This is a genomic window from Nocardia sp. NPDC049220 (assembly GCF_040647855.1).
Taxonomy (GTDB): domain Bacteria; phylum Actinomycetota; class Actinomycetes; order Mycobacteriales; family Mycobacteriaceae; genus Nocardia.
This window is the reverse complement of the sequence record NZ_JBEZDA010000007.1, coordinates 94,954-113,284: the sequence shown is the minus strand read 5'-3', so window position 1 is coordinate 113,284 and position 18,331 is coordinate 94,954. Positions and strand designations below refer to the sequence as shown.

Annotated in this window: 18 protein-coding genes; 11 read left to right on the top strand and 7 right to left on the bottom strand. The window is 66.0% G+C overall.

Going from position 1 to position 18,331, the window contains the following annotated elements; translation table 11 throughout:
• Complete coding sequence (locus AB0C34_RS18695) at positions 1 to 570, top strand: TIGR03086 family metal-binding protein (RefSeq protein WP_357074066.1); 570 nt, start codon at positions 1 to 3, stop codon at positions 568 to 570.
• Between the two features lie 475 nt (positions 571 to 1,045).
• Here the strand turns inward: AB0C34_RS18695 and AB0C34_RS18690 are convergent, their stop codons facing one another.
• The 6 genes from AB0C34_RS18690 to AB0C34_RS18665 all read right to left on the bottom strand — a co-directional run bounded on the left by AB0C34_RS18690 (position 1,046) and on the right by AB0C34_RS18665 (position 9,066).
• Positions 1,046 to 1,834 carry an ESX secretion-associated protein EspG gene (locus AB0C34_RS18690; protein ID WP_357074063.1) on the bottom strand — a complete coding sequence of 263 codons (789 nt, stop codon included), beginning with the start codon at positions 1,832 to 1,834 and terminating at the stop codon, positions 1,046 to 1,048.
• Complete coding sequence (locus tag AB0C34_RS18685; protein WP_357074060.1) at positions 1,831 to 3,645, bottom strand: hypothetical protein; 1,815 nt, start codon at positions 3,643 to 3,645, stop codon at positions 1,831 to 1,833. Before AB0C34_RS18685 ends, AB0C34_RS18690 begins: the two co-directional genes overlap by 4 nt.
• A gap of 918 nt (positions 3,646 to 4,563) precedes the next feature.
• A complete protein-coding gene (locus AB0C34_RS18680; RefSeq protein ID WP_357074057.1) occupies positions 4,564 to 4,773 on the bottom strand; it encodes a DUF397 domain-containing protein in 210 nt (69 codons plus the stop codon).
• The gene (locus AB0C34_RS18675; protein ID WP_357074054.1) at positions 4,770 to 5,648 is read right to left on the bottom strand and encodes a helix-turn-helix transcriptional regulator; all 879 of its coding nucleotides are present in this window, start codon (positions 5,646 to 5,648) and stop codon (positions 4,770 to 4,772) included. The genes AB0C34_RS18680 and AB0C34_RS18675 overlap by 4 nt, the downstream gene beginning before the upstream one ends.
• 590 nt (positions 5,649 to 6,238) lie before the next feature.
• Positions 6,239 to 7,021, bottom strand: coding sequence for an ESX secretion-associated protein EspG (locus tag AB0C34_RS18670; RefSeq protein ID WP_357074051.1), 783 nt, complete (start codon positions 7,019 to 7,021; stop codon positions 6,239 to 6,241).
• Positions 7,018 to 9,066 (bottom strand): hypothetical protein, encoded by a 2,049-nt coding sequence (locus tag AB0C34_RS18665; protein ID WP_357074048.1) that lies wholly within the window; start codon positions 9,064 to 9,066, stop codon positions 7,018 to 7,020. Before AB0C34_RS18665 ends, AB0C34_RS18670 begins: the two co-directional genes overlap by 4 nt.
• 188 nt (positions 9,067 to 9,254) lie before the next feature.
• Here AB0C34_RS18665 and AB0C34_RS18660 point away from each other — a divergent pair, with 188 nt between their 5' ends.
• The 9 genes from AB0C34_RS18660 to AB0C34_RS18620 all read left to right on the top strand — a co-directional run bounded on the left by AB0C34_RS18660 (position 9,255) and on the right by AB0C34_RS18620 (position 14,620).
• Positions 9,255 to 9,773 carry a hypothetical protein gene (locus AB0C34_RS18660; protein WP_357074044.1) on the top strand — a complete coding sequence of 173 codons (519 nt, stop codon included), beginning with the start codon at positions 9,255 to 9,257 and terminating at the stop codon, positions 9,771 to 9,773.
• Entirely contained in the window at positions 9,770 to 10,078 is a 309-nt protein-coding gene (locus tag AB0C34_RS18655; protein WP_357074041.1) for a YbaB/EbfC family nucleoid-associated protein, read from the top strand. The genes AB0C34_RS18660 and AB0C34_RS18655 overlap by 4 nt, the downstream gene beginning before the upstream one ends.
• A 115-nt stretch (positions 10,079 to 10,193) precedes the next feature.
• Entirely contained in the window at positions 10,194 to 10,511 is a 318-nt protein-coding gene (locus AB0C34_RS18650) for a type VII secretion target (RefSeq protein ID WP_357074038.1), read from the top strand.
• Positions 10,508 to 11,773, top strand: coding sequence for a hypothetical protein (locus AB0C34_RS18645; protein WP_357074035.1), 1,266 nt, complete (start codon positions 10,508 to 10,510; stop codon positions 11,771 to 11,773). The genes AB0C34_RS18650 and AB0C34_RS18645 overlap by 4 nt, the downstream gene beginning before the upstream one ends.
• 12 nt (positions 11,774 to 11,785) lie before the next feature.
• A complete protein-coding gene (locus tag AB0C34_RS18640; RefSeq protein ID WP_357074032.1) occupies positions 11,786 to 12,079 on the top strand; it encodes a PE domain-containing protein in 294 nt (97 codons plus the stop codon).
• Between the two features lie 15 nt (positions 12,080 to 12,094).
• Entirely contained in the window at positions 12,095 to 13,069 is a 975-nt protein-coding gene (locus AB0C34_RS18635; RefSeq protein ID WP_357074029.1) for a PPE domain-containing protein, read from the top strand.
• Positions 13,070 to 13,094: 25 nt separating this feature from the next.
• On the top strand, positions 13,095 to 13,886 hold the full coding sequence (locus AB0C34_RS18630; protein WP_357074026.1) for an ESX secretion-associated protein EspG: 792 nt from the start codon (positions 13,095 to 13,097) through the stop codon (positions 13,884 to 13,886).
• Between the two features lie 31 nt (positions 13,887 to 13,917).
• Positions 13,918 to 14,292, top strand: coding sequence for a WXG100 family type VII secretion target (locus AB0C34_RS18625; RefSeq protein WP_357074023.1), 375 nt, complete (start codon positions 13,918 to 13,920; stop codon positions 14,290 to 14,292).
• Positions 14,293 to 14,323: 31 nt separating this feature from the next.
• On the top strand, positions 14,324 to 14,620 hold the full coding sequence (locus tag AB0C34_RS18620; RefSeq protein ID WP_357074020.1) for a type VII secretion protein EsxR: 297 nt from the start codon (positions 14,324 to 14,326) through the stop codon (positions 14,618 to 14,620).
• A 189-nt stretch (positions 14,621 to 14,809) separates the two neighbouring features.
• On the opposite strand, the gene eccE is transcribed toward AB0C34_RS18620, so the two are convergent.
• On the bottom strand, positions 14,810 to 16,534 hold the full coding sequence (gene eccE, locus AB0C34_RS18615; protein ID WP_357074017.1) for a type VII secretion protein EccE: 1,725 nt from the start codon (positions 16,532 to 16,534) through the stop codon (positions 14,810 to 14,812).
• A gap of 260 nt (positions 16,535 to 16,794) precedes the next feature.
• Here eccE and eccB point away from each other — a divergent pair, with 260 nt between their 5' ends.
• Complete coding sequence (gene eccB / locus AB0C34_RS18610; protein ID WP_357074014.1) at positions 16,795 to 18,252, top strand: type VII secretion protein EccB; 1,458 nt, start codon at positions 16,795 to 16,797, stop codon at positions 18,250 to 18,252.
• The last annotated feature ends 79 nt before the right edge of the window (positions 18,253 to 18,331 follow it).

Here is an 18,331-nt window from a genome sequence, read left to right as displayed (position 1 = left end):
ATGTCATATCTGTCCAACGCGGCCCAGGCCATGGCCGTGGTCACCCGCACCATCACCGACGACCAACTCGGCAACAAGACTCCGTGTACGGAGTACGACGTGCGGGCACTGGTCAACCACCTCCTATTCTGGGGCCCGTCGCTCGCCGGCGCCGGACGCAAGGAGTCCGTTCCGCAGCCGGCGGCCGCCGAGTCCGAGGTGGACCTAGCGGCCGGCGACTGGCGCGGCCGCCTGCTCGCCCTGCTGGACGACATCGCGTCGTCGTGGGCGCCGCCGAGCGCCTGGGAGGGCGAGACGAGCATGGGCACGCCGCAAACGCTGCCCGCGTCCGTCATTGGCGAAATGATCGTCGGCGAGCTGACCGTGCACTGCTGGGACCTGGCGGTCGCGACCGGGCAGCGGCTGGAACTGCCCGCCGACCTGCTGGCCCATCTGTACGACACGGTGTTCGCCGGCGTGGAGCAGGGGCGGGAGATGGGCATATACGGACCGGAGGTCGCGGTGCCGGCCGACGCACCCACCTTGGATCGCATCCTCGGCCTGACCGGCCGTGATCCCGCCTGGACGTAGGCTCCGACCGGTGATGTCGGTCATATCTGGCGCGAGCTGTCGAAGCGTGGTGCGGTGGTTCGCCCCAGGATGCCCCGCACGGGCGTCCTCGTTGATCGAATAGACGAGGTCTCCGGTAGATCGATCAGCGACCGAGAAGATCGAGAACACCGGAGACCTCGTGACCGGCGTAGCGGTCACCGGGCGGGCGGACTCGACCGACCCGCACTGGATGGTGCTGGAACCGTTACTGCCGGATTGATCACGTGGGATGTCGGTGTCGACTCGACCGTCCCTGAGGCACCAGCACGCGGCCGGAGCGCGCGAGCACGGGGAAACGCCACCGTGCCATGGCCACGGCCGGCTCGAGGCGACGCTGCTGGTCGCGGAGCTGGCTGGAAACGTGCTGCGGTACGCGGACTCCCGTGGATTCGTGATCGCGCCGGCATCCGGGAGCCCCGACGACTGGGGCGTACGGATCGCATTCCCGCCGCGTTCACACCTGCTCGTCTTTGATCGCCCGCACTACCTCGGCGATCTCGGCGTTGATCAAGGCGATCAACCCCTTGGTGTCGACACCTCTCGCGACCAGCGGGTTGTCGCCGGTGATCGCGTATCGACCATCATCGACCAGGTCTCGCCAGCCGAACCCGCGACGCACCACGCCGCGCGGACCGAATCGCGAACTGCCCTGGCAGATTTCGATCATGCCGGCGCGGGCCGGCGTCGACCGCAGGAATTTCGCGGAGCGGTACTCGGCGGCGTCCTCGGACAACTCGTGCGCGACCAACCGCCGGAAGGAGTAGTCCATCTGCTGGTGCTGCCCGTCCTGCGGCGCGAGGCTGATCTCACCGAGCCGTCCCGCCGCGACCTCGGGTAGCGCTGCCACCAGCGTGTCGGCCAACGACAACACATCGCACTCGGCGACCGTGAATCCCCCACTGTGCCAGACCGTTTTGCCCGGCAGCTGGGTCAGCAGGTAGCCTTGACCACCACGGCGAACACCGAGCAACCGGACGATTCCCGAGGGATCGTCCGGGTCGCGGGCGTCGCGGCCGTGCGCCAGCACCCGGATGTCCGGGCGTGCCACCGCTTGCAGCACGTCGCCCATCTCGGCGGCCAGCGTGGTCGGCAGGCGCTCGCGCACTTCGTATTTCTCGCGGAGGTAGTCGTCGTAATACGGGGTCGCGGCGGTGAACACGAAGGGCGACGGCATGCCGCCTTCTTTCAGTTCCTCCCAGAGGACCACGAACTCGATGTCGGTGAGCCGCCAAAAACCACTCATTGGTCCAAAACGGGTTTCGCGACCAGCTGGGGATCGCCCATGGCTTCGTCCAGGTAGTCGGTCGACTCGAGGAACGCGGACTTCTTGTAATCCTTATCCTCCTGACCGGCGCCGCGCCCCGCCGTACCCGCCGCGCCGGGCGAGCCCGGCGCGGCGGCCATCGGCGCCGCGCCGGCCCGGCCGATGGCGCCCGGCGTGCCGGCGACGCTCGCCCGCGGAAAAAGCTTGGACGCCTTGTCCAACGGGTTCGGTGCCGACGGACTCTTGGCTCCGGGGCCTGGCCCGGCGGCCTTTCCCGGACCGGCGCCGAGACCGGAAGCAAGCGACGATGCCGTGCGCTGAGCCGCCTGTTGCGCTGTGCGCTGAGCCGCCTCGTGCGCCGCTTGCTGGGCGGCTTGTTGGGCGGCGCCGGCGGCCTGCTGTCCCGCCTGTTGTGCGGCCTGTTGCGCCTGTTGTGCGGCCTGCTCCTGTTGCTGTGCGGCTTGTTGCTCCTGTTGCTGTGCGGCTTGCTCCCGTTGCTGTGCGGCCTGCTGTCGTTCCTGTGCGGCCCGCGCCCGTTCCTGTGCGGCGCGCCGCGCCTGTTCCTGTGCGGCCTGCGCCCGTTCCTGTGCGGCTCGTCGCGCCTGTTCCTGTGCGGCCTGCGCCCGCTGCTCGGCGATTTGTCGCGTCTGTTGTTCTTGCCAGTCCTCTTGCCGAGCGTTCCATCGCTGCCGCGCGTCGTCGGTGGCGGAAGCCGGTCGCGTTACCGGGCCGGGGCCGGTGCGCAAGCCTGGTCCCGGCGGCCCTGGCGGCCCAGTGTTGATGGGTGACACCGGTATCGGCAGCACCGGTACCGCCAAGTCGGAGTCGCCGACACCAGGGACATACCACTCGTGCAGCGCGGTGATATGCGGGATCCGCGGATCCTCCGCGGGCGAGGCCAGCATCGTCCCGGCGTAGGGAGCTGGCGGGGGTTCCGCACTGGTGGGCATCAGCGGCTTGGTCTGCGCCAGCCATCCTGAGGTGTAGTAGAGGTTCGCCCCGATCGAGGACATCGCCCGGGTCAGGTTGAGCGTTCCGGTGCTGTAGGCCCGTGATGCGGTGATGGCCATGTTCTTGCCGGCGCCCTCCCATTTCGCCTCCGCCGCGACAAAATTGTTTCCGAGTTTGTCGTACTCGTCCTTCAACTCTCCGCTCATCCAAGTCCAAATGGCGGCCGCGTCGGCTACCAACTGCGGATTGATGTCCTTGCCGAGGTTGTAGAACCAGCTGTATGGGTAGTACTCCGGCGTCTCGGCACGGACCGTCGCCCGATTCTTGCCGGTGAGCGCAGCGAGCCCCGGCGGCAAATGCGTTCTGGGCAGGCCGGATGTCTGTATCTGCGTGGCGTCGGTCGGCGCGGGATAAGTGGGCGGTCTACTCGAACCGGCCGCGGGTGGGTTGTTGTGGAACGATCCCGGCTCCGTGGGCATCGCGAAGGGGCGGATCTTGCGGAGGCTCGCCCCCGATATATCTTCGGCACCGGCGTATGCCTTGCCTGCCGCGAAGAACGCGTCCGCCATGTCGTGCAGGATTGTGAGATTCAAATCCAGAATGGTGCGTAGTTCGACGGCCCGGTCGGAATTCTTCGCCGCGAGAGCTTCGCCGGAGTCCGCGCCGGAGAAGCGTGCCAGTGCGTCGACCATGCTGATCTTCGCCCGGACCGCACGCACGCGGGCGATGGTGTCACCGACCTGCTTCGCAAGCAGCTCGACGGTGCCGGGTTCGAGTCTTAACCGGCCGTGGCCCGCTTGCTCGGTCAAGGCCTGCCATGAATTGTTCTTCCCACCCATAAGTCGTGCTCCTGACTGACTATCCCGGCGGCGTCGGGAAGATCTCGTCCGCTCGTCCTTGTCCGTGCTCGCATGGATTCGACCGGGTCGTTCGCCCCGCGCTGCGAGCGGTAATGCGCACTGCCGCACTGCTGGTCGCGATTCCCGAGAAGAGGGCGCATTCGGATCTGTTGTCCCGAGCTTTCCGATGACACGATGCCGGATGATCACCGGTAGTCGGAACACAGCGGTCGCACTGTGGATACGCCAGAAATTTCTGATGCCGCACCGTCGCGACATAGACCGCCGCCGTCTCGAATGGCTTGTCGTGCTCGGCCGTCCAGTCGCACGTCTGCCACCTGCTGGCGTCGAGGGGGCTCCCGCTGTCCGGCGCACACCGTACCCGCGCAGCACCGCATCCGATCTCGTTCGGGTATCCGGCAAGCGCGTCGGTGTTCTCGGTGGGCCGCACCGTTGATGTCTCGGTGCGCCGACTCGGCACGAGCGCCGGTGCGCCGTCATCGGATTCGCAACCAGCTGCTAGCGCGCTGCCTGCCGCCAGCGTGCACAGCATCTGAATCCTCGGCATATCCCTCCGACTACCCCGTTCAGCACATCATGACACGTTGGGCTCGAGCAGACGCCCGGTTTCGCGACTACCTGCGTTCGTCCGCGACGACGCGGATCGCGGCGGCTGACTCTGTATTGATCGTGGCGGCGCGGCGCTTGGCGTCTGCTGGACCGGCGACCGGCGAGAGGTCTGTACCGTCCATCGACCTGCCGCCATCGAGCAGGTCCTGTCGATCGAGTCGGCGGCTTGCTGGGTTCGACTGTCGCGCGGTAGCGGGATTCGGTTGGCCGCACAATGCGACGCCCCCGCTCCCCGGCCGCGCAGTGGGGAGCGGGGCCGCCCGCGACGGCTACGTGCGCGAGTACCTGTCAGGCAGAGCGCTCGAACTCCCCGGCCCGCACACCTGTGGTGAACGCGTCCCATTCACTCGGCGTGAACACCAGCGCCGGACCGGTCGGGTTTTTGCTGTCACGCATTCCGACCACGCCGCCGTCGACGAACGCGACTTCCACGCATTCCTTGCCGCCGCCGCTTCGGCTGGACTTGAACCAATTGGCTTCCGACAGATCGACAGTCACGCTTGATACTCCCTTGCCATTTGTCTTAGCAGACTCTTGCTGGATGCAACGTCAAGCGTGGTTTGCTGAATGACGTTGTCCGCCTGACGATACCTGTCCACGTCCTTCGTGCGCTCCAAGTACATGTCGCCCGCATACGACTCGATGTAGACCACGGTAGGCGCTATCTCGCGGTCTTTGGCATCGACTCCGAAGTCCAGGATCACGAACGGTCCGGGCGCGATCCCGAGCGGGAAACCCGCAGAGAACGGCTGAATCCGAACGCTCACGTTCGTTGGCGTGTTCGCCAGGTGATGAAGTTGAGCGGCCATGACGGCGGGACTACCCACGACATAGCGCAACGACGCTTCGTTCAGTACGAACTCTGCCTGAACCGGGCGCGTCTTACGATTGATCCGAGCTTGTCGTTTGGCGCGGAGTTGTGCGCGTCGATACAAGTCCTCGGGCGGATCGTTGGGGAAATAGGCCCGATCGAGAACGCGAGCATAGTCCGGGGTTTGAAGTAATCCCGGAATGATGTCCGGTCTGTAGTGGACCAAATGCTGCGCGCTTGATTCCAGCCCGACATACACGTTGAAGTTACCCGGTATCAGGTCATCGTACGAATGCCACCAGCTCTTTACCGATGCCTGCAAGGCCAGCCCCTGGAGCGCGGTGGTGGTCTCGTCGTCAACGTCGAGAAACCGGCACAGTGCCTCGACATCGACGGTGCGGACCTGCGGTGATTGGCCCTTCTCGACGCGTTGCAGTTTGCTCAAAGACCACTGCATGAGCGTCGAGACCTCGTCGAGCGACATGTTTGCCGCCTGGCGCGCCTCACGCAAGTACTTCCCCAGCTGCCGCCTGGGCAGGGTGGTCGAGTCTTCGTCTGACATTTCTCCTCATTCCCCACTATGAGAAATCCACCCGGCCACCATGAAAAACATCCTGCGAAATGGTGGCAGTCACTACGGACAGGTGAATCAATTTATGACGAAAATTCATGTTGCCCTTGATGATTGAAGTTGTCCAGTGGTGTGCCGATTTTTCGCGACCGCGTGGATCGACCGCGTGGGCGCAGAACCTGCGCAGCCCGACTATCGGCCACGAACCCAGCCGCCGAGCCGTTCGGAAGCCGCGCCCCGGTGTCCGCTGTAGCCCGGTCGAGCCTGGCTGCGGCGACGCGCGAATGTGATCACGCGGTCGCTTCGACACCGCGCGACATCAACACACGGGGGCAACGACGCACACCCAGACAATCGAGCCGGCCGCGCGGCTCGCCACACCCAGATGTTGGTGTCGCGCCGCATGATCCAACTACACGTGCCGAATATCCCGCGGCGAGACACCACCTACGCTCGCGGTGCGAGGTCGCCGCATCCACACCACAGCGTCGATGATTCCGTGTCCGACCTGGTGCCTGATCCGCGGACCGGCTCGGGATGGCCCCGGAAGTGTCGTAGTCGTCGACGACGAGAAAAGTTGCCTATCGCCGTTCGTCTTTGATGGCTTTGACCACTTCCGCGATGCCGGAGTTCACCAGCATGGTGAGCCGTTTGGTGTCGGCCGCCACCGCGACCTGCGGGGTTTCGGCGGTGATCGCGTAGCGCCCGTCGCCGTCCAGGTCCCGCCAGAACAGCTGCTTGCGAGTCACCCCGCGCGGGCCGAATAGGGACATCCCCTGGGCGATCTCGATGATGCCCTGGCCGGTGGTCGGGGCGCGCAGGAAGTGGTCTGCCTGTTGTTCGACGGTGTCGTCGAAGGAGTCGTGCACGAACGACCGACCGTAGGAGAAGTCCAGGTCGGCGCTGTTGGTCTGCTTGGCGAGCACGATGTCATCGAGTTCGCCCGCGGCCACCTCGGGCAGCTCCGCCGTCAGGGCCTCGGCGAGCGCCAGCGGCGCGCACTCGGTGACCGTGTAGCCGCCGCTGTGCCAGGCCGTCTCGCCCGGAAGCTGTTTCAGCAGATACCCGTAGCCCTCGCGGCGGACCGCGAGTAGCCGGATCTGACTGGCGGCGTCCTCCTCGTCGCTGCCCCAGCCGTGTAGCTCGATCCGGATGTCCGGCTGCGCGACGACGTCCACCACCTCGCCGAAACCACCGTTGAGTTTGTCACGCAGCTGGTCGCGGATTTCCCGTTTCTCACGCAGATAGTCGTTGTAATACTTGGTCCGACTGGTGAATACGAACGGGGGCGGTAAGACATCAGCTTGCGCGGTCTCCCACGCGACGACGAACTCGACATCGGTGAAGGTCCAGGTCCGGGTCATTTCTCCACAACAGCCCTGACTACCGTCGGCGCCTCACCCAACGCCTCTTCCAGGTGCGTCTTCGAGTCGAGGTAGTTGGCGCGTTTGTGGTCCTTGCCCTGACCCTGTCCCTGACCCGCTCCGGCTCCGGCTGGGCCGGGTGATCCAGGCGCTCCGGCCGCGGCGATTCCGGATCCGGGGATTCCGAGACGTCCGAGCGCCGACCCCGCCGGCCCGGCGAGGTTCGCGCGCGGGAACAACCGCGCCGCTTCGGCTTCCTTCTGTAGTGCGGCCGCAGCGGCACCCGCGCCGCCTATGCCGCCGATCTTTCCGGCGCCGAGCCCACCCGCCCCACCCGGTGTGCCGAGGCCGGGGAGACCGGCAGCCCTGGCCGCGTTGTTGAGGCTGTCCAGTCCGGAGCCCATGGCCGCCGCTTGCTGCGCTGCCTGCGCCGCCTGAGCTGCCTGCGCCGCGGCGTTCATGCCCTGCTGCACGCCTTGCTGCGCCATGTCGGCCGCCTGGCTGAGACCGTTCGCCGCCTGACCGGCGCTGTCGGGCACGCTATCCGGAGTCGTGATGGTGCGGTCGATGGTTCTTGCCCCGCTCGGCGCGATGTCCGGGCCGCCGGCCGCCGAGGGGACGAGGTCGTCGCCGATGCTCTGTGGCGCTCTGGTCGAGGTGTAGCCGATCGGTGCGTAGCCGGGGCCGCCTCCGGGGCCGCCCCCCGGGCCGCCTCCGGTGTATTGGCTGCCGCTTCCGGTGCGGTCGGGGTTCTCAGCGTCTGGTTTGGCGCCGGGTTTCTTCGCGGCGGGCACCGGCAACTCGTTCAGCGTCGGAATGAACAACGAAGACGCCTGGACTCCTTGAACATAGGAGTTCTCCATGTTCTGTCGGTATATCCCGAGATCTCGTTTATTCCTCGCGGCGGCGATCGCGCCGCCGCTTGTGTATGAACTCGAGTCGATCAGTGAGTCCGTCGGAGTTATGGTCACTTCCCCTGGAGGTTTTTCTGTCTCGGGCATGCTTTTACTGGTTGTGTTCAACCAGTTCGCGGTATCGTCGAGAATGGAGCTGACGGTGCGCATGCGCCCGGTCATGTCGCTGGATTGCAGATGATATTTCCGCACCGCGCCTATTGCCTCGCCCTTGCTCTTCCCTTTCCAGGATTGATCGGACGTGTTCGCTATATTCCTGGCGAAGGTGCCTACCGCTTCGTTCAGCTCCTTGGCCATCCACTCCCAGTCTCTTTTGGCCTCCAGTACCTGGCTGATCGCATTTCCGGTCGATTTGCCGAGCAGGTGAAGGTCTTTCCACCCCTGGCTGTACGGGTTCTCGGGGTTGGGGCCGGTTTCCAGTCGCGTCTGCTTCAGTGCTGCCGGTTGTGTCTGGGTGGAGTCCGCGAAATCCAGGGTATGGTCTCCCAGTGTGCCCGTCTTGGCCACATCGGCCGACGCGTCGGCAGCTTCGGCCATTCTTTTTTCGTCAGCCGTCATGTTTTTGTTGATAAAGTCTCGGCTGCCAAAGGGGGTTGGGTCGGCGTCATCGTCCAAATACTTCACCTTCGCCACTTTGTCGATATCCGGCGCTTTGGTGAGGAATTTACCCCCCGTTTTGGGTGGTCTAATGCTGTCTAAATTCGCCGCAATACTCTTTCTTGTTTTGTCGTCGAATCCTGCGGCAGAATCGAGGTCGGTATCGATGAATTTCTTTCCCGCGGATATGAACAGGTCCATCATCTGGTTCAACACCGTCTTGTGGGTATCCAGCACGCCGTTCAGCCCGGTTAGGGTATTGTTGAACTGGATCGCCAGCAGGCCTCCGGAGTCCAGCTGGCTCAGCCGTTGCAGCGGGGACATGCCGCCGATCTTCTCCTGGACGCGGAGAATACCGCCGATCGCGTCGGCGCATTCGTTTGCGGCTTTTTGAGCCGCGAGGTAGTCGAACCTGATGTCCTTCTCGAGGTCTCCGGTTTTCGTCTTGGCCGTGAGTCCTGTCCAGGGGTTCTTGTCTTTGGTCGTCGCGACCGGGCCGACGCTGGGGGCCGGCGGGTGGCCGGGATAGGTCATCCGTGCCTCCGAGTCCGTGCCCCCGACAGCGGCAAGGCCGTGGTGTCACCCATGGGTCGCGCTCCTGACTATCACCGACAATCCGGTCCATAGTGACACGGACGTGCGCATCGCATGGGTCCATCCCCTTCCCGTCAGTGGTGGTTGACGCCAGGAGGAGAAGATGTCATGGGTGTACACCTCTATATATGGAGGAGGTGGCCCGTGCGGATCATGAGTATGTCGAAGTCGCGGCTGCCCGGATCGGCGCCAGCCGACTTCTCGATGTCGTCCCGGCTACCGAACGCCATAGCGATGACCTGGATTACGAGTACGCAGCGGCTGTCGTCGCGGATCGCTCGGCGGTCGGCGCCCGTAGAATTTCCGAATACGACGAGCGGATGAGGGATGCCATGTGGAGAGCAGCGTCCAAGAGTGGCTCGATCTCGGTTGAGACCACCGAACAGGGACTGCCGGTCGGTATCACGGTCGAGCGTGCGGAGTTACGGCGCGAGCCAGGGGAGTTGGCGCGCGAGATCCTCCGGCTGTGCAAGCAATCGGCGAATCGTGCCGGACTGGCTCGTCGGGCCGAGTTGGCGGAGGCCGGGCTCACCAGCGATGTCCTTGCCTTGACCGGTTTACCCAAGCCGGAAGACGTTGCGCGCAAAGAGCTGATGGACGAGGTCGAGTACGAGGTCGAGCCGCAGAGCTGGCTGAGGTCGGTATGAACGAGGCGATGGACGCGCTCGAGGCCCGAGCGCACCGCCAGCTCGAGCGATTGCGGGACCTGGCCGACCGGATGACCGCGGTCCGGGTGCGCGAGACCTCGACCGACGGTGCGGTGACAACCGTGGTCGACGGTAATGGCGCGCTGGTAGATCTCGAACTGTCCGGCAAGATCGCCGAACTGTCGCCCGCGGAGTTCGAGCAGACCCTGGTGAGCACAGCGGCTTCGGCGGCCCGCCGCGCATTTGCCGAACGTGGCGCCCTGGTAACCGACTTCAACGAAGAAGCGGCCGAGGACCATAAATGAGATATCCGCAACGTCAGCGTGAATTCCGCCCTATTCCCAGTACTGAGTGATCGGAAGGTCGATCCAGTACATTGGGCCTACCGGATCAATCGTCTACCGGCAGCGGAGGTTCCTGATGGACAAGGTTCTTGTAGTTACCGATGCCCTCCGCGGGTATGGAGACGCTTCGGCGGCCACGGCCGTCGAAGTCGCCACAGCGGGCGCGGCGAATCAGGCTGCCACGATAGCCGCGGCGATCCCGGTGTTCGGCCTGATCGGACAGGATTTCCTCGCCGCCTTCGCGGTGGCGCAGGCCAACAATATGATGTCGGTGGCAGAGGTCGCGCATGTGCATGGCATGACCGCGGTGGCCTCGCACGGGGGCGCCGCGACCTACGACCTTACCGATGACACTTCGGCCGGCGATTTCGGAACGATCAGCACGTCGATATGAACGCGCCGCTCGACCCCGCTGTTCTCGACCTGCTGCGCCAGAGCGCCGTGGGCCCCATGCTGGACCGACCCGTCAACGATGTCCTGAAGGACATGGGATTGCCGCCGCTGCCGGACATCTCGGGACTGCCGCCGCTGCCCGAGTTTCCGCCGCTTCCGGTGATCGACCTGTCCCTGCTGGCCAAACCGCTGACCGATCTGTCGAGCAGTTTCGGCAGCGGGCAGTTACCCGCCGCGCCGCAACTCGATCCAGCGCAGGTGTTGTCGCAGGTCTCCTCCGTTGTGCAGACCGCGGTGGTGCTCGGCAGTTCCGCGCTACAGATGGCGATGCAACTGTGGCAAGGCATGGCCGCGTCAGCCGCGGCGGAGAAGGCCGGGCAGGTGGCGGCCGACGGTACGGCGGTCGCGGGCCAGAGCACGGCGACCTCCGCGGGTGTCACGGCGGCCGCGGGAACGGTGTTCCAGGGCGCGGCCTTGATGGCGGCGATCGTCGCGAAGTTCATGACCTCGCTCGCCGCGTCGGCGCCGTTCCTCGGGACACCGGGTGGCCAGCTGTTCCTGGTCGCGCTGACCACCGAAACGCTCGCCGAGGCAACAGCCGTGGTCGCCAAGACCCGTGGCGAACTCACCGTGCACAGCGCGGTGATGACGCAGACCGGGCAGAAGGTGCCGGTCACCAACGCGCCGAAGAACGTGGACCCGATGCAGGCGGTGTCGCAGGTTATGCAGTTGCTGGGCCCGCTGACTCAGTTGGTGACCACGGGCGGGCAGGCGCTGCAAGCCGCGCAGACATCGTTGAATGTGCCGAAGTCGATCTCGGACGTCGAAAAGGACCGGGAGCGATTGAAGCTCGGTGAGAACGGTGGCGGCATGCCGGGCATCGGCGCCGGGCCGATCGGGGTAGGCGGCGGCGCGGCGGGAACCCCCCCGCGCCAACTGGCCTCGTGGTCGGGCGTGCGCGCGGCCGGACCGCTCGGCGTCGCGGGAGCGAGTATGCCAGCGGCCGAAGCTACGTCGACCACGTCCACTTCGGCGATGCGTGGCGTGAGTTCCGGACCGAGCATGATGCCGATGGGAGGCGGCGCGGGAGCGGCGGGCATGGCCCGCGCCGGCGAGCAGTCGGCCGAAGGTCTGCGCGGCGAGCTGGTCACCGCGCAGCATGGCAATGAGGTCGTCGGCAATATCGAAGGTGCCTCGGTGCCGGTGGTCGGCGCAGCCGAACCGCTGGACTCCGAGTCGCCGGACAAGTCGCTCACCCTCTGACAGGAGGACGTCATGGAATTCGATCCGATCCGGGCCCGCAAGTCCGCCGCCGACCTGGACGCTCTCGCGGCGCGTCTGGACGCTGACCTGCGCGGGAGTCTGCCCGCGCTGGCCGTCGAATCGGCCGGCCTGGACGAAGTATCCGGCCGTACGGCGGAGACGATGCGCGATGTCGCGTCCTCTTACGGCGAGTCCGCGACCGCGGGCGTGCTGGAGATCCGAAAACTGGCGGCCGCGTTGCGTTCCCACACCGATGTGCTGTTGCAGATGGAGGACGATAGTGCCGCCGACTTCGGAAGAAGCTGACCCGGGGCGGCGGGTATGGTCGAACCACCGGTAATCGGCTTCACCGGTGTGGTCTGGCAGGCCAGACCAACCGAGAAATTGGCACAGGACCTGACTACCGGACCCGGCGCCGCGCCGATGGCCGACGCGAGCATGGCATGGGCGAAACTGGCTGCGAGTTTCGGTGCGGCTGTTGCGGATTACGAACAGATCCTGCTGAATATCCGGGAATCGTGGCGCAACGGCGAGAGCGAAGCCGTGCACGAGCGCATCGCCAAGCTGCGTGAGTGGCTGATCGACGCCGCTGCGGCGGCAAGCCAGAACGCCGCCAAGGCGGGCGCGCAGGCCGTCGCCCACGAGGTGGCGCGTCTGGCGATGCCGCATGTCGCCGAGATCGCGGCACTGGAAGCGGCGAAGCACGGAATCGAGCAGGCCGGCGCCGCCCTCGGCGCACCGCTGGTCGCCGCCGCCGCCCAAGTCGATTCCGAGCAGGATATGGCCAAGGCCAACGCCGCGCGCGTCATGCAGAGCTACGAGGCGGCCGCCACCCCGCTGGCCATGCCATGGCAGCAGCGGCATCCGCCGGTCATCGCGACCGCTTCCGCGCTGGAGGCCGAGGCCGGGGCAGCCGAGACTACGGCGGCGGCCGCAGCCGCTCGCGGGGTACCCCGCATCGGTGGTATGCCGAATCTGGCCGGGCTATCGATGCCGCGGGCGAAAACGGCCTACCGCGCACAGACGGTGTCGCAATCGGTCGCCGCGCCGGAAGTCGTTCCGGTGGAGTCGACTCCGGTCGTCACCGACAACGCGGCGAGCCGGATGGTGCCAGGCGCGATGAATCCCGGCACGGCCGCGGGCGACACCGAACGGGTCGTACGCGCCGCAGTGGCCGCCACGCGGCCGGGGGAGGGGCTGCAGATCGAAGCGGGCTTGGACGCGGCTCCGCCGGTGCTCGGCGCCGCGCCCGAGCAGGCACGGCCGGAATCGGCGCCGACCGAGGCGGCGTCATGACCGCGCCGTGTGGCAGGAGACCGGCATGCCGACGATGACCAACGACAGCCTGCTCGTCGCGTCCGGCCTGCTCGGTGTGCAGACGCTGCCGCTGGTACTCGGAGTCGGCCCCCAACAGGATTCGGCCGAGGCATGGGAGGAAGCACAGCGGGTGGCCCTCACCGGCTTGCGCGCGTCCGGTCTCGTCGACCGCTACGACGAACTCGCCCCCGAACTCGCCGCCGCCTTGTCGACCCTTTCCCAGCCCGACCGCGAACTCGTGGCTCGCGTCTACACCGAAAACGGCCCGGTGCGAGTCTGTTTGGCGCGTCGGGGCAGCGAGCACGCCGTCGTCGTCCGGACCGGCGATGTCTTCGATATCCGCACCACCTGGGCCGATGATGACGGCGCCGCGCTCGCGCGCCCGGTGCTCGGCGCGCTCGGCGCGTGCCGGCCCGCTGAGATCGCCAGCTTCAGCGCTCCCGCGGGCGAACTGCGCGAACGTCTCGACGGCGCGACCTCGTCGAGTGACTTCACCCAGGCGCTGTACGCGCTCGGCGTGGTCGACGCGCGAGACGCGATCGAATTCGGCCTGGCGATGTCGAGCTGCCACGCACATGCCGAAATCGTCGCCTATGTCCACGAGGACGGCGCGAGTTCCCGATCGTCCGGGGCGGTGGCCGTGTACGACACCGCACGGGGTCGTATCGTGGCGAGCCCCGGCGCCGCTGCCGACCTCCGGGTCTGGTCCACCTTCACCCCGGGCTCCGACCACCGGATCGCGCAGGCGATTTCCGCCCTGGTCGAATCCCTGCCCGGAGGAAGGTGGATGCCCTAGTCGACGCATCAGATAGGACGAGCGATCAACTGTGCCGTGGCGACGGTGCATTCACAGTGAATACAAACGATTTCGAAAGGTCAAAGCAATGGCATTGACAAATCTGGGTGGCGACGGCGGCGCGGGCACCGGCGAATACGGTGTCGAGGCGACCGGTATCGACGGCGTCAAAAACCGTATGACAGAAGCGATCTCGACCCTCAAGACCTCGATCAACCAGATCGATGACTCCGTTCAAGCGGTGGCGGCCGGCTGGCAGGGTGATGCCCACAGCGAGTTCGTGACCAAAGCCGCTGATTGGCACGACGAGGTGGCCCGTCTGAACGTGAAGCTCGATGCCTTTTCCACCGCGGTGGACGAGGGTAAGAAGACCATCGTGAACACCGACCAGGCCGGCTTGGCGTAGGCGACTCGATCGATTCGAAGGAGACAAGACAATGACGATCCTTTACAGCAAAGCCAAGATCGATGAGATGATCAGCGACTTGGACCGCTACGGCACCACCATGAAGCAGCAGATCGACGAACTCGAAGGCGCTGCCACGGCGTTCCGTGCGAATTTGAAGGGTGATGAGGCCATCTCGAACTTCGATATCACGCACAAGAAGTTGAGTGGCGAACTCTCCGACACCCTGGAGAAGCTCGATGTTCTGGCGGTAAAAGTCGAGGAGGCGTTCCACCGTATAGTCGGAGCCGACGGCATCATTGGCAACGGTTTCGCCGATATCCTCTGACTCAGTGCCGCATTGCGGACGGAGAATTGCCCGTGTGCTCCTTTTCGTGGAGTACGCGGGCAATTCGTCGTCGCCCCAGGCCGGTTCTACCCATCGGCAGCCGGACTGCCACCTGGAAACTGTTCGGGAATGGTGTTTGCGCGAACGGCAGTGATCTCGGCATCAGTGCACACGGCGACCCAGGTCGCGTCACACCGGAATCGGCCGCGGTACGCCGAGGTACGTCATTTCGAAAGGCGTCGCAACCATGTCGACGGTTGTCGTTCCCGCGGCAGTCCGTACGGTGACCCGGTTCGCGGTCCGAGGGTCTTCGGTCAGGGTGATGTCGGGGTTGAAATGGTCGCCACCGACCGAACGTGACCGCAGGAGTATGACCGTAGCGTCGGAGTGGTGTGTCGACGGCGGTATTCCGTCATAGACGATGACGGATGCGGCCCGATGCGAGTTCGCCTGCTGGGAACCGGCCGACCAGGCCGCCAGCGACAGCAACTGCGTCGAGTCGACATAGGCCACCATCTCCCGCCAGGCCTCATGGCGGTTGGTGTGCACCACGACGGTGGCGCCCAACGCGATGGCGCGCAGGATGACCTGCTTGGCGATGAGCAGCGCGCCGATGATCTCGATCCGACGCACATGCTGACCAACCAACGGCAGTGCCACACCCTGCCCGGAGGAGTCCGCCCCGATCAGTTGGCCGCAGCCGGCGATGGGCATGGACAGGCCGGCCAGTGAATCCGGCGTGCCGAGAGAGCTGTCGATCGGCAGTTCCGGTCTTTGGGCGCTGATCGGAAGGCTGTGCAGCAGCGCCCGATACTGTTTGCCTGGCATAGGTATGAGGCCGGGGGCACTCACCTGTGCAGGCTCGTGGCGAGTGTCGAATCGGACCGTCGCGGTCACCGAGATCGGCGCCGATCCGGCACTCTGGGCTGGTGCGCCCTCGCGCGTCGCGCGTTGTAACCGCACGGTCATCGTCGTCGCCAGGCTCGGGGTCGCCCAGATATCGGCGAACCCGCGCGGGCCGAGCGCGTCGAGCGTCATCTCGTAGGACGTGGAATAGACCCCGTCGTGCTCGAGGCACTGGGATGTCTCCCTGAGCTGATCGAGCGAAGCGCCGCGGGTGAGCTGATGGATCGTCGCGGTGATCTCCCCCGCGGACAACACCGAGGCGGTGAGCCCGCGCGCTGCCAGTCGATTCGCCACGCGCCGAGTCGCGACTATCCCGGATCGCAGCGTGCCGGTGGAGCCTCCGCCGCGGCGGTCCACGGCGCCGACGTTGGCGAGCGGGTTCAACCGCAGCACGATCCAGACTGTTCGCTGAGCGACCGCGGGCAGCGGACCGAGGATTTGGTCATAGAGCCGCGCGACCGGACCGGCGTCCGAGGTTCGCGCCCCGGTGCTGATCACATCGATGGACGCGAGACCGATGTCGAACTGGCTCAGGCAGCGCGCGAGCTCCGGGAGCGGAACCTTGTCCCCCGTGCTCAGGCCACTGGGGTTGAGCAGCGTCACGAAGCGCGGCGGTGCGTCGATGCGCAGCATGGTGATCAGATGTGCGCCATCCCACCGCATGCCGTACGTGCCGCCCTCCAGCAGTGGAACGTCGAACGGCGCGTGATTGACAACGGTGGAACGGCTGCGGAAGGCGTGCCACCGGAACGTGATCGCCTCGTCCAGGAATCCGGCGAGCGAGTTGCCGCGCAGTCTGGTGAGTCCGATCACGGCGACGAGTGCGCCGCCGGCCACGGCATAGGGTGTGGGTGCGTCGAACGACACGGCGACAAGGGCGATGGCGATCGCGACGAGCACGACCGGAATCACCAAGCGCAGCGGTAGCATTCGGAACAACCAGTTCTGCGGTGAGTGCAGCGGTGGTGCCGGAACCGCTACGGCTGGGTCGGCCGTTGTTGACGCCATGGACTCATAATGGACCGAAGTTCCCCACCTTCGCTACCTGTCCCGCCTCTCCGTGTCTTCTGGCCGGACTCGGGTGCGACGAGAGTGGCGTCGGCGACCGGGGGTGAGTTGGTGGGTGGGTCAGCCGGTACCCGACGAGTTACCCATGTCGGTACGAGATCAATTCTCGTGTTCGGACGTATCAATGCTTGTGTTGGGAAGTGAAGAGCTGGGCAGGATAGGATCCGACCTGCTCCAACCCGCGTCAGTTCGGAGGCGTCGTGCCAGCACAGTTGACCACGCGTGCGCAAGTCAACGGATACCGGTTCTTGCTGCGCCGGTACGAGCATGCGCTGATCCGCCGTGATGTGCGAATGTTGCACGACCCGATGCGGTCGCAGGTTCGGTCGCTGGTCATCGGCGCCGTACTGGGCATCCTGGTGGTCGCGGGCGCTGCGATCCTGTCATTTTTGAAGCCGGCGGGATCGGTCGACGACGCGAAGATCGTGATGGCCCAGGAAAGTGGTGCGCTGTACGCGGTGGTCAACGATACCTTGCATCCGGTGTTGAACCTGGCCTCGGCGCGGCTCATTACGGGCAGCAACGAGTCGCCGACCTCGGTGAAAGCGTCCAAACTGACGTCGCTGCCGCGTGGCCCGCTGCTGGGAATTCCCGGCGCTCCCGCCGCCCTGCCCGGTGCGACGGGTGACCGCTCGATCTGGACGCTGTGCGACTCGGTGGTGCTGTCCGCCGCGGGCAGCGCGGCCCGCTCGCCAGGAGTGAACACGACGGTGATCGCTGGGGCAGTCGAGCCGGAATCCGAGAGTATGGCCCGGCCACTGCGATCGAATGAGGCGTTGCTGGTGGCGCGCGAGAACAAGGTCTACCTGATGTTCGACGGCAAGCGCGCGGAGGTCGACCCGGCGGACTCGGTGCTGGACCGGTCGCTGACGTTGCGCAACCAGCAGCCGAGACCGGTCAGCGCCGGGCTGTTGAACTCGACCACTCAGGTACCGGCGTTGAAGCCGCCGCAGATCGATCGGCTGGGCGAACCCGGCCCTGGACGGCTGTCGGACATACCCGTCGGTGGCGTGATCAGAGCGCGCGGTGTCGGTGCTGAGGAACTGTACGTCGTGTTGCCCAACGGGGTGCAGCGGGTGACGCCTTTCGCCGCCCAGGTGATTCGCAACGCGAATTCGCAAGGCATGAGCGACATCACCACGGTGCCGCCGGACCGGCTGGTCGGGGTACCGGTGCTGACCACTCTCCCGGTCGACCACTTCCCGCAGGAAACGCCGAAGATCCTACCCGCCGAGGGATATCAGATCGGGTGCACGTCCTGGTCCAGAGGCTCTGATGATCCGGCCGCGACGGTGACGATCCTGGCCGGCCGCAAGCTCCCGCTGGCGGACTCGGCGACCCCGGTTGCCCTGACGACCTCGGACGGCACCGGCGATCGGGTAGACGCCGCGTACCTGCCGCCGAACTCGGGCGAGTACGTCCAGGCAACCGGCATGGATCCGGAGAGCGCCCGTCGAGGGACCCTGTTCTATGTGGCCGACAATGGAATCCGCTACGGGGTGCCCGACCCGGAGACCGCGGCCGTGCTCGGCCTGGCATCGAAACCACGTCTGGCCCCGTGGCCGATCATCGGCCAGATCGTCCCCGGCCCGACCCTGTCCGCCAAGAACGCCCTCGTCAGCCACGACACCTTGCCGACCGGCGCGACAACGAACTGAGCTGTCCCGCCGCTCCGCGTTTCGGCCGGACTCGCGTGGCGCACAGTGGCGTCGGCGGCACCCAGCCCGGCCAAAAACG

Excerpts from the sequence above, each read along its gene's own strand:
- AB0C34_RS18695 (WP_357074066.1), top strand. The coding sequence starts at position 1 with ATGTCATATCTGTCCAACGCGGCCCAGGCCATGGCCGTGGTCACCCGC.
- AB0C34_RS18690 (WP_357074063.1), bottom strand. The coding sequence starts at position 1,834 with ATGAGTGGTTTTTGGCGGCTCACCGACATCGAGTTCGTGGTCCTCTGG.
- AB0C34_RS18685 (WP_357074060.1), bottom strand. The coding sequence starts at position 3,645 with ATGGGTGGGAAGAACAATTCATGGCAGGCCTTGACCGAGCAAGCGGGC.
- AB0C34_RS18675 (WP_357074054.1), bottom strand. The coding sequence starts at position 5,648 with ATGTCAGACGAAGACTCGACCACCCTGCCCAGGCGGCAGCTGGGGAAG.
- AB0C34_RS18670 (WP_357074051.1), bottom strand. The coding sequence starts at position 7,021 with ATGACCCGGACCTGGACCTTCACCGATGTCGAGTTCGTCGTCGCGTGG.
- AB0C34_RS18665 (WP_357074048.1), bottom strand. The coding sequence starts at position 9,066 with ATGACCTATCCCGGCCACCCGCCGGCCCCCAGCGTCGGCCCGGTCGCG.
- AB0C34_RS18660 (WP_357074044.1), top strand. The coding sequence starts at position 9,255 with ATGGAGGAGGTGGCCCGTGCGGATCATGAGTATGTCGAAGTCGCGGCT.
- AB0C34_RS18655 (WP_357074041.1), top strand. The coding sequence starts at position 9,770 with ATGAACGAGGCGATGGACGCGCTCGAGGCCCGAGCGCACCGCCAGCTC.
- AB0C34_RS18650 (WP_357074038.1), top strand. The coding sequence starts at position 10,194 with ATGGACAAGGTTCTTGTAGTTACCGATGCCCTCCGCGGGTATGGAGAC.
- AB0C34_RS18645 (WP_357074035.1), top strand. The coding sequence starts at position 10,508 with ATGAACGCGCCGCTCGACCCCGCTGTTCTCGACCTGCTGCGCCAGAGC.
- AB0C34_RS18640 (WP_357074032.1), top strand. The coding sequence starts at position 11,786 with ATGGAATTCGATCCGATCCGGGCCCGCAAGTCCGCCGCCGACCTGGAC.
- AB0C34_RS18635 (WP_357074029.1), top strand. The coding sequence starts at position 12,095 with ATGGTCGAACCACCGGTAATCGGCTTCACCGGTGTGGTCTGGCAGGCC.
- AB0C34_RS18630 (WP_357074026.1), top strand. The coding sequence starts at position 13,095 with ATGCCGACGATGACCAACGACAGCCTGCTCGTCGCGTCCGGCCTGCTC.
- AB0C34_RS18620 (WP_357074020.1), top strand. The coding sequence starts at position 14,324 with ATGACGATCCTTTACAGCAAAGCCAAGATCGATGAGATGATCAGCGAC.
- eccE (WP_357074017.1), bottom strand. The coding sequence starts at position 16,534 with ATGGCGTCAACAACGGCCGACCCAGCCGTAGCGGTTCCGGCACCACCG.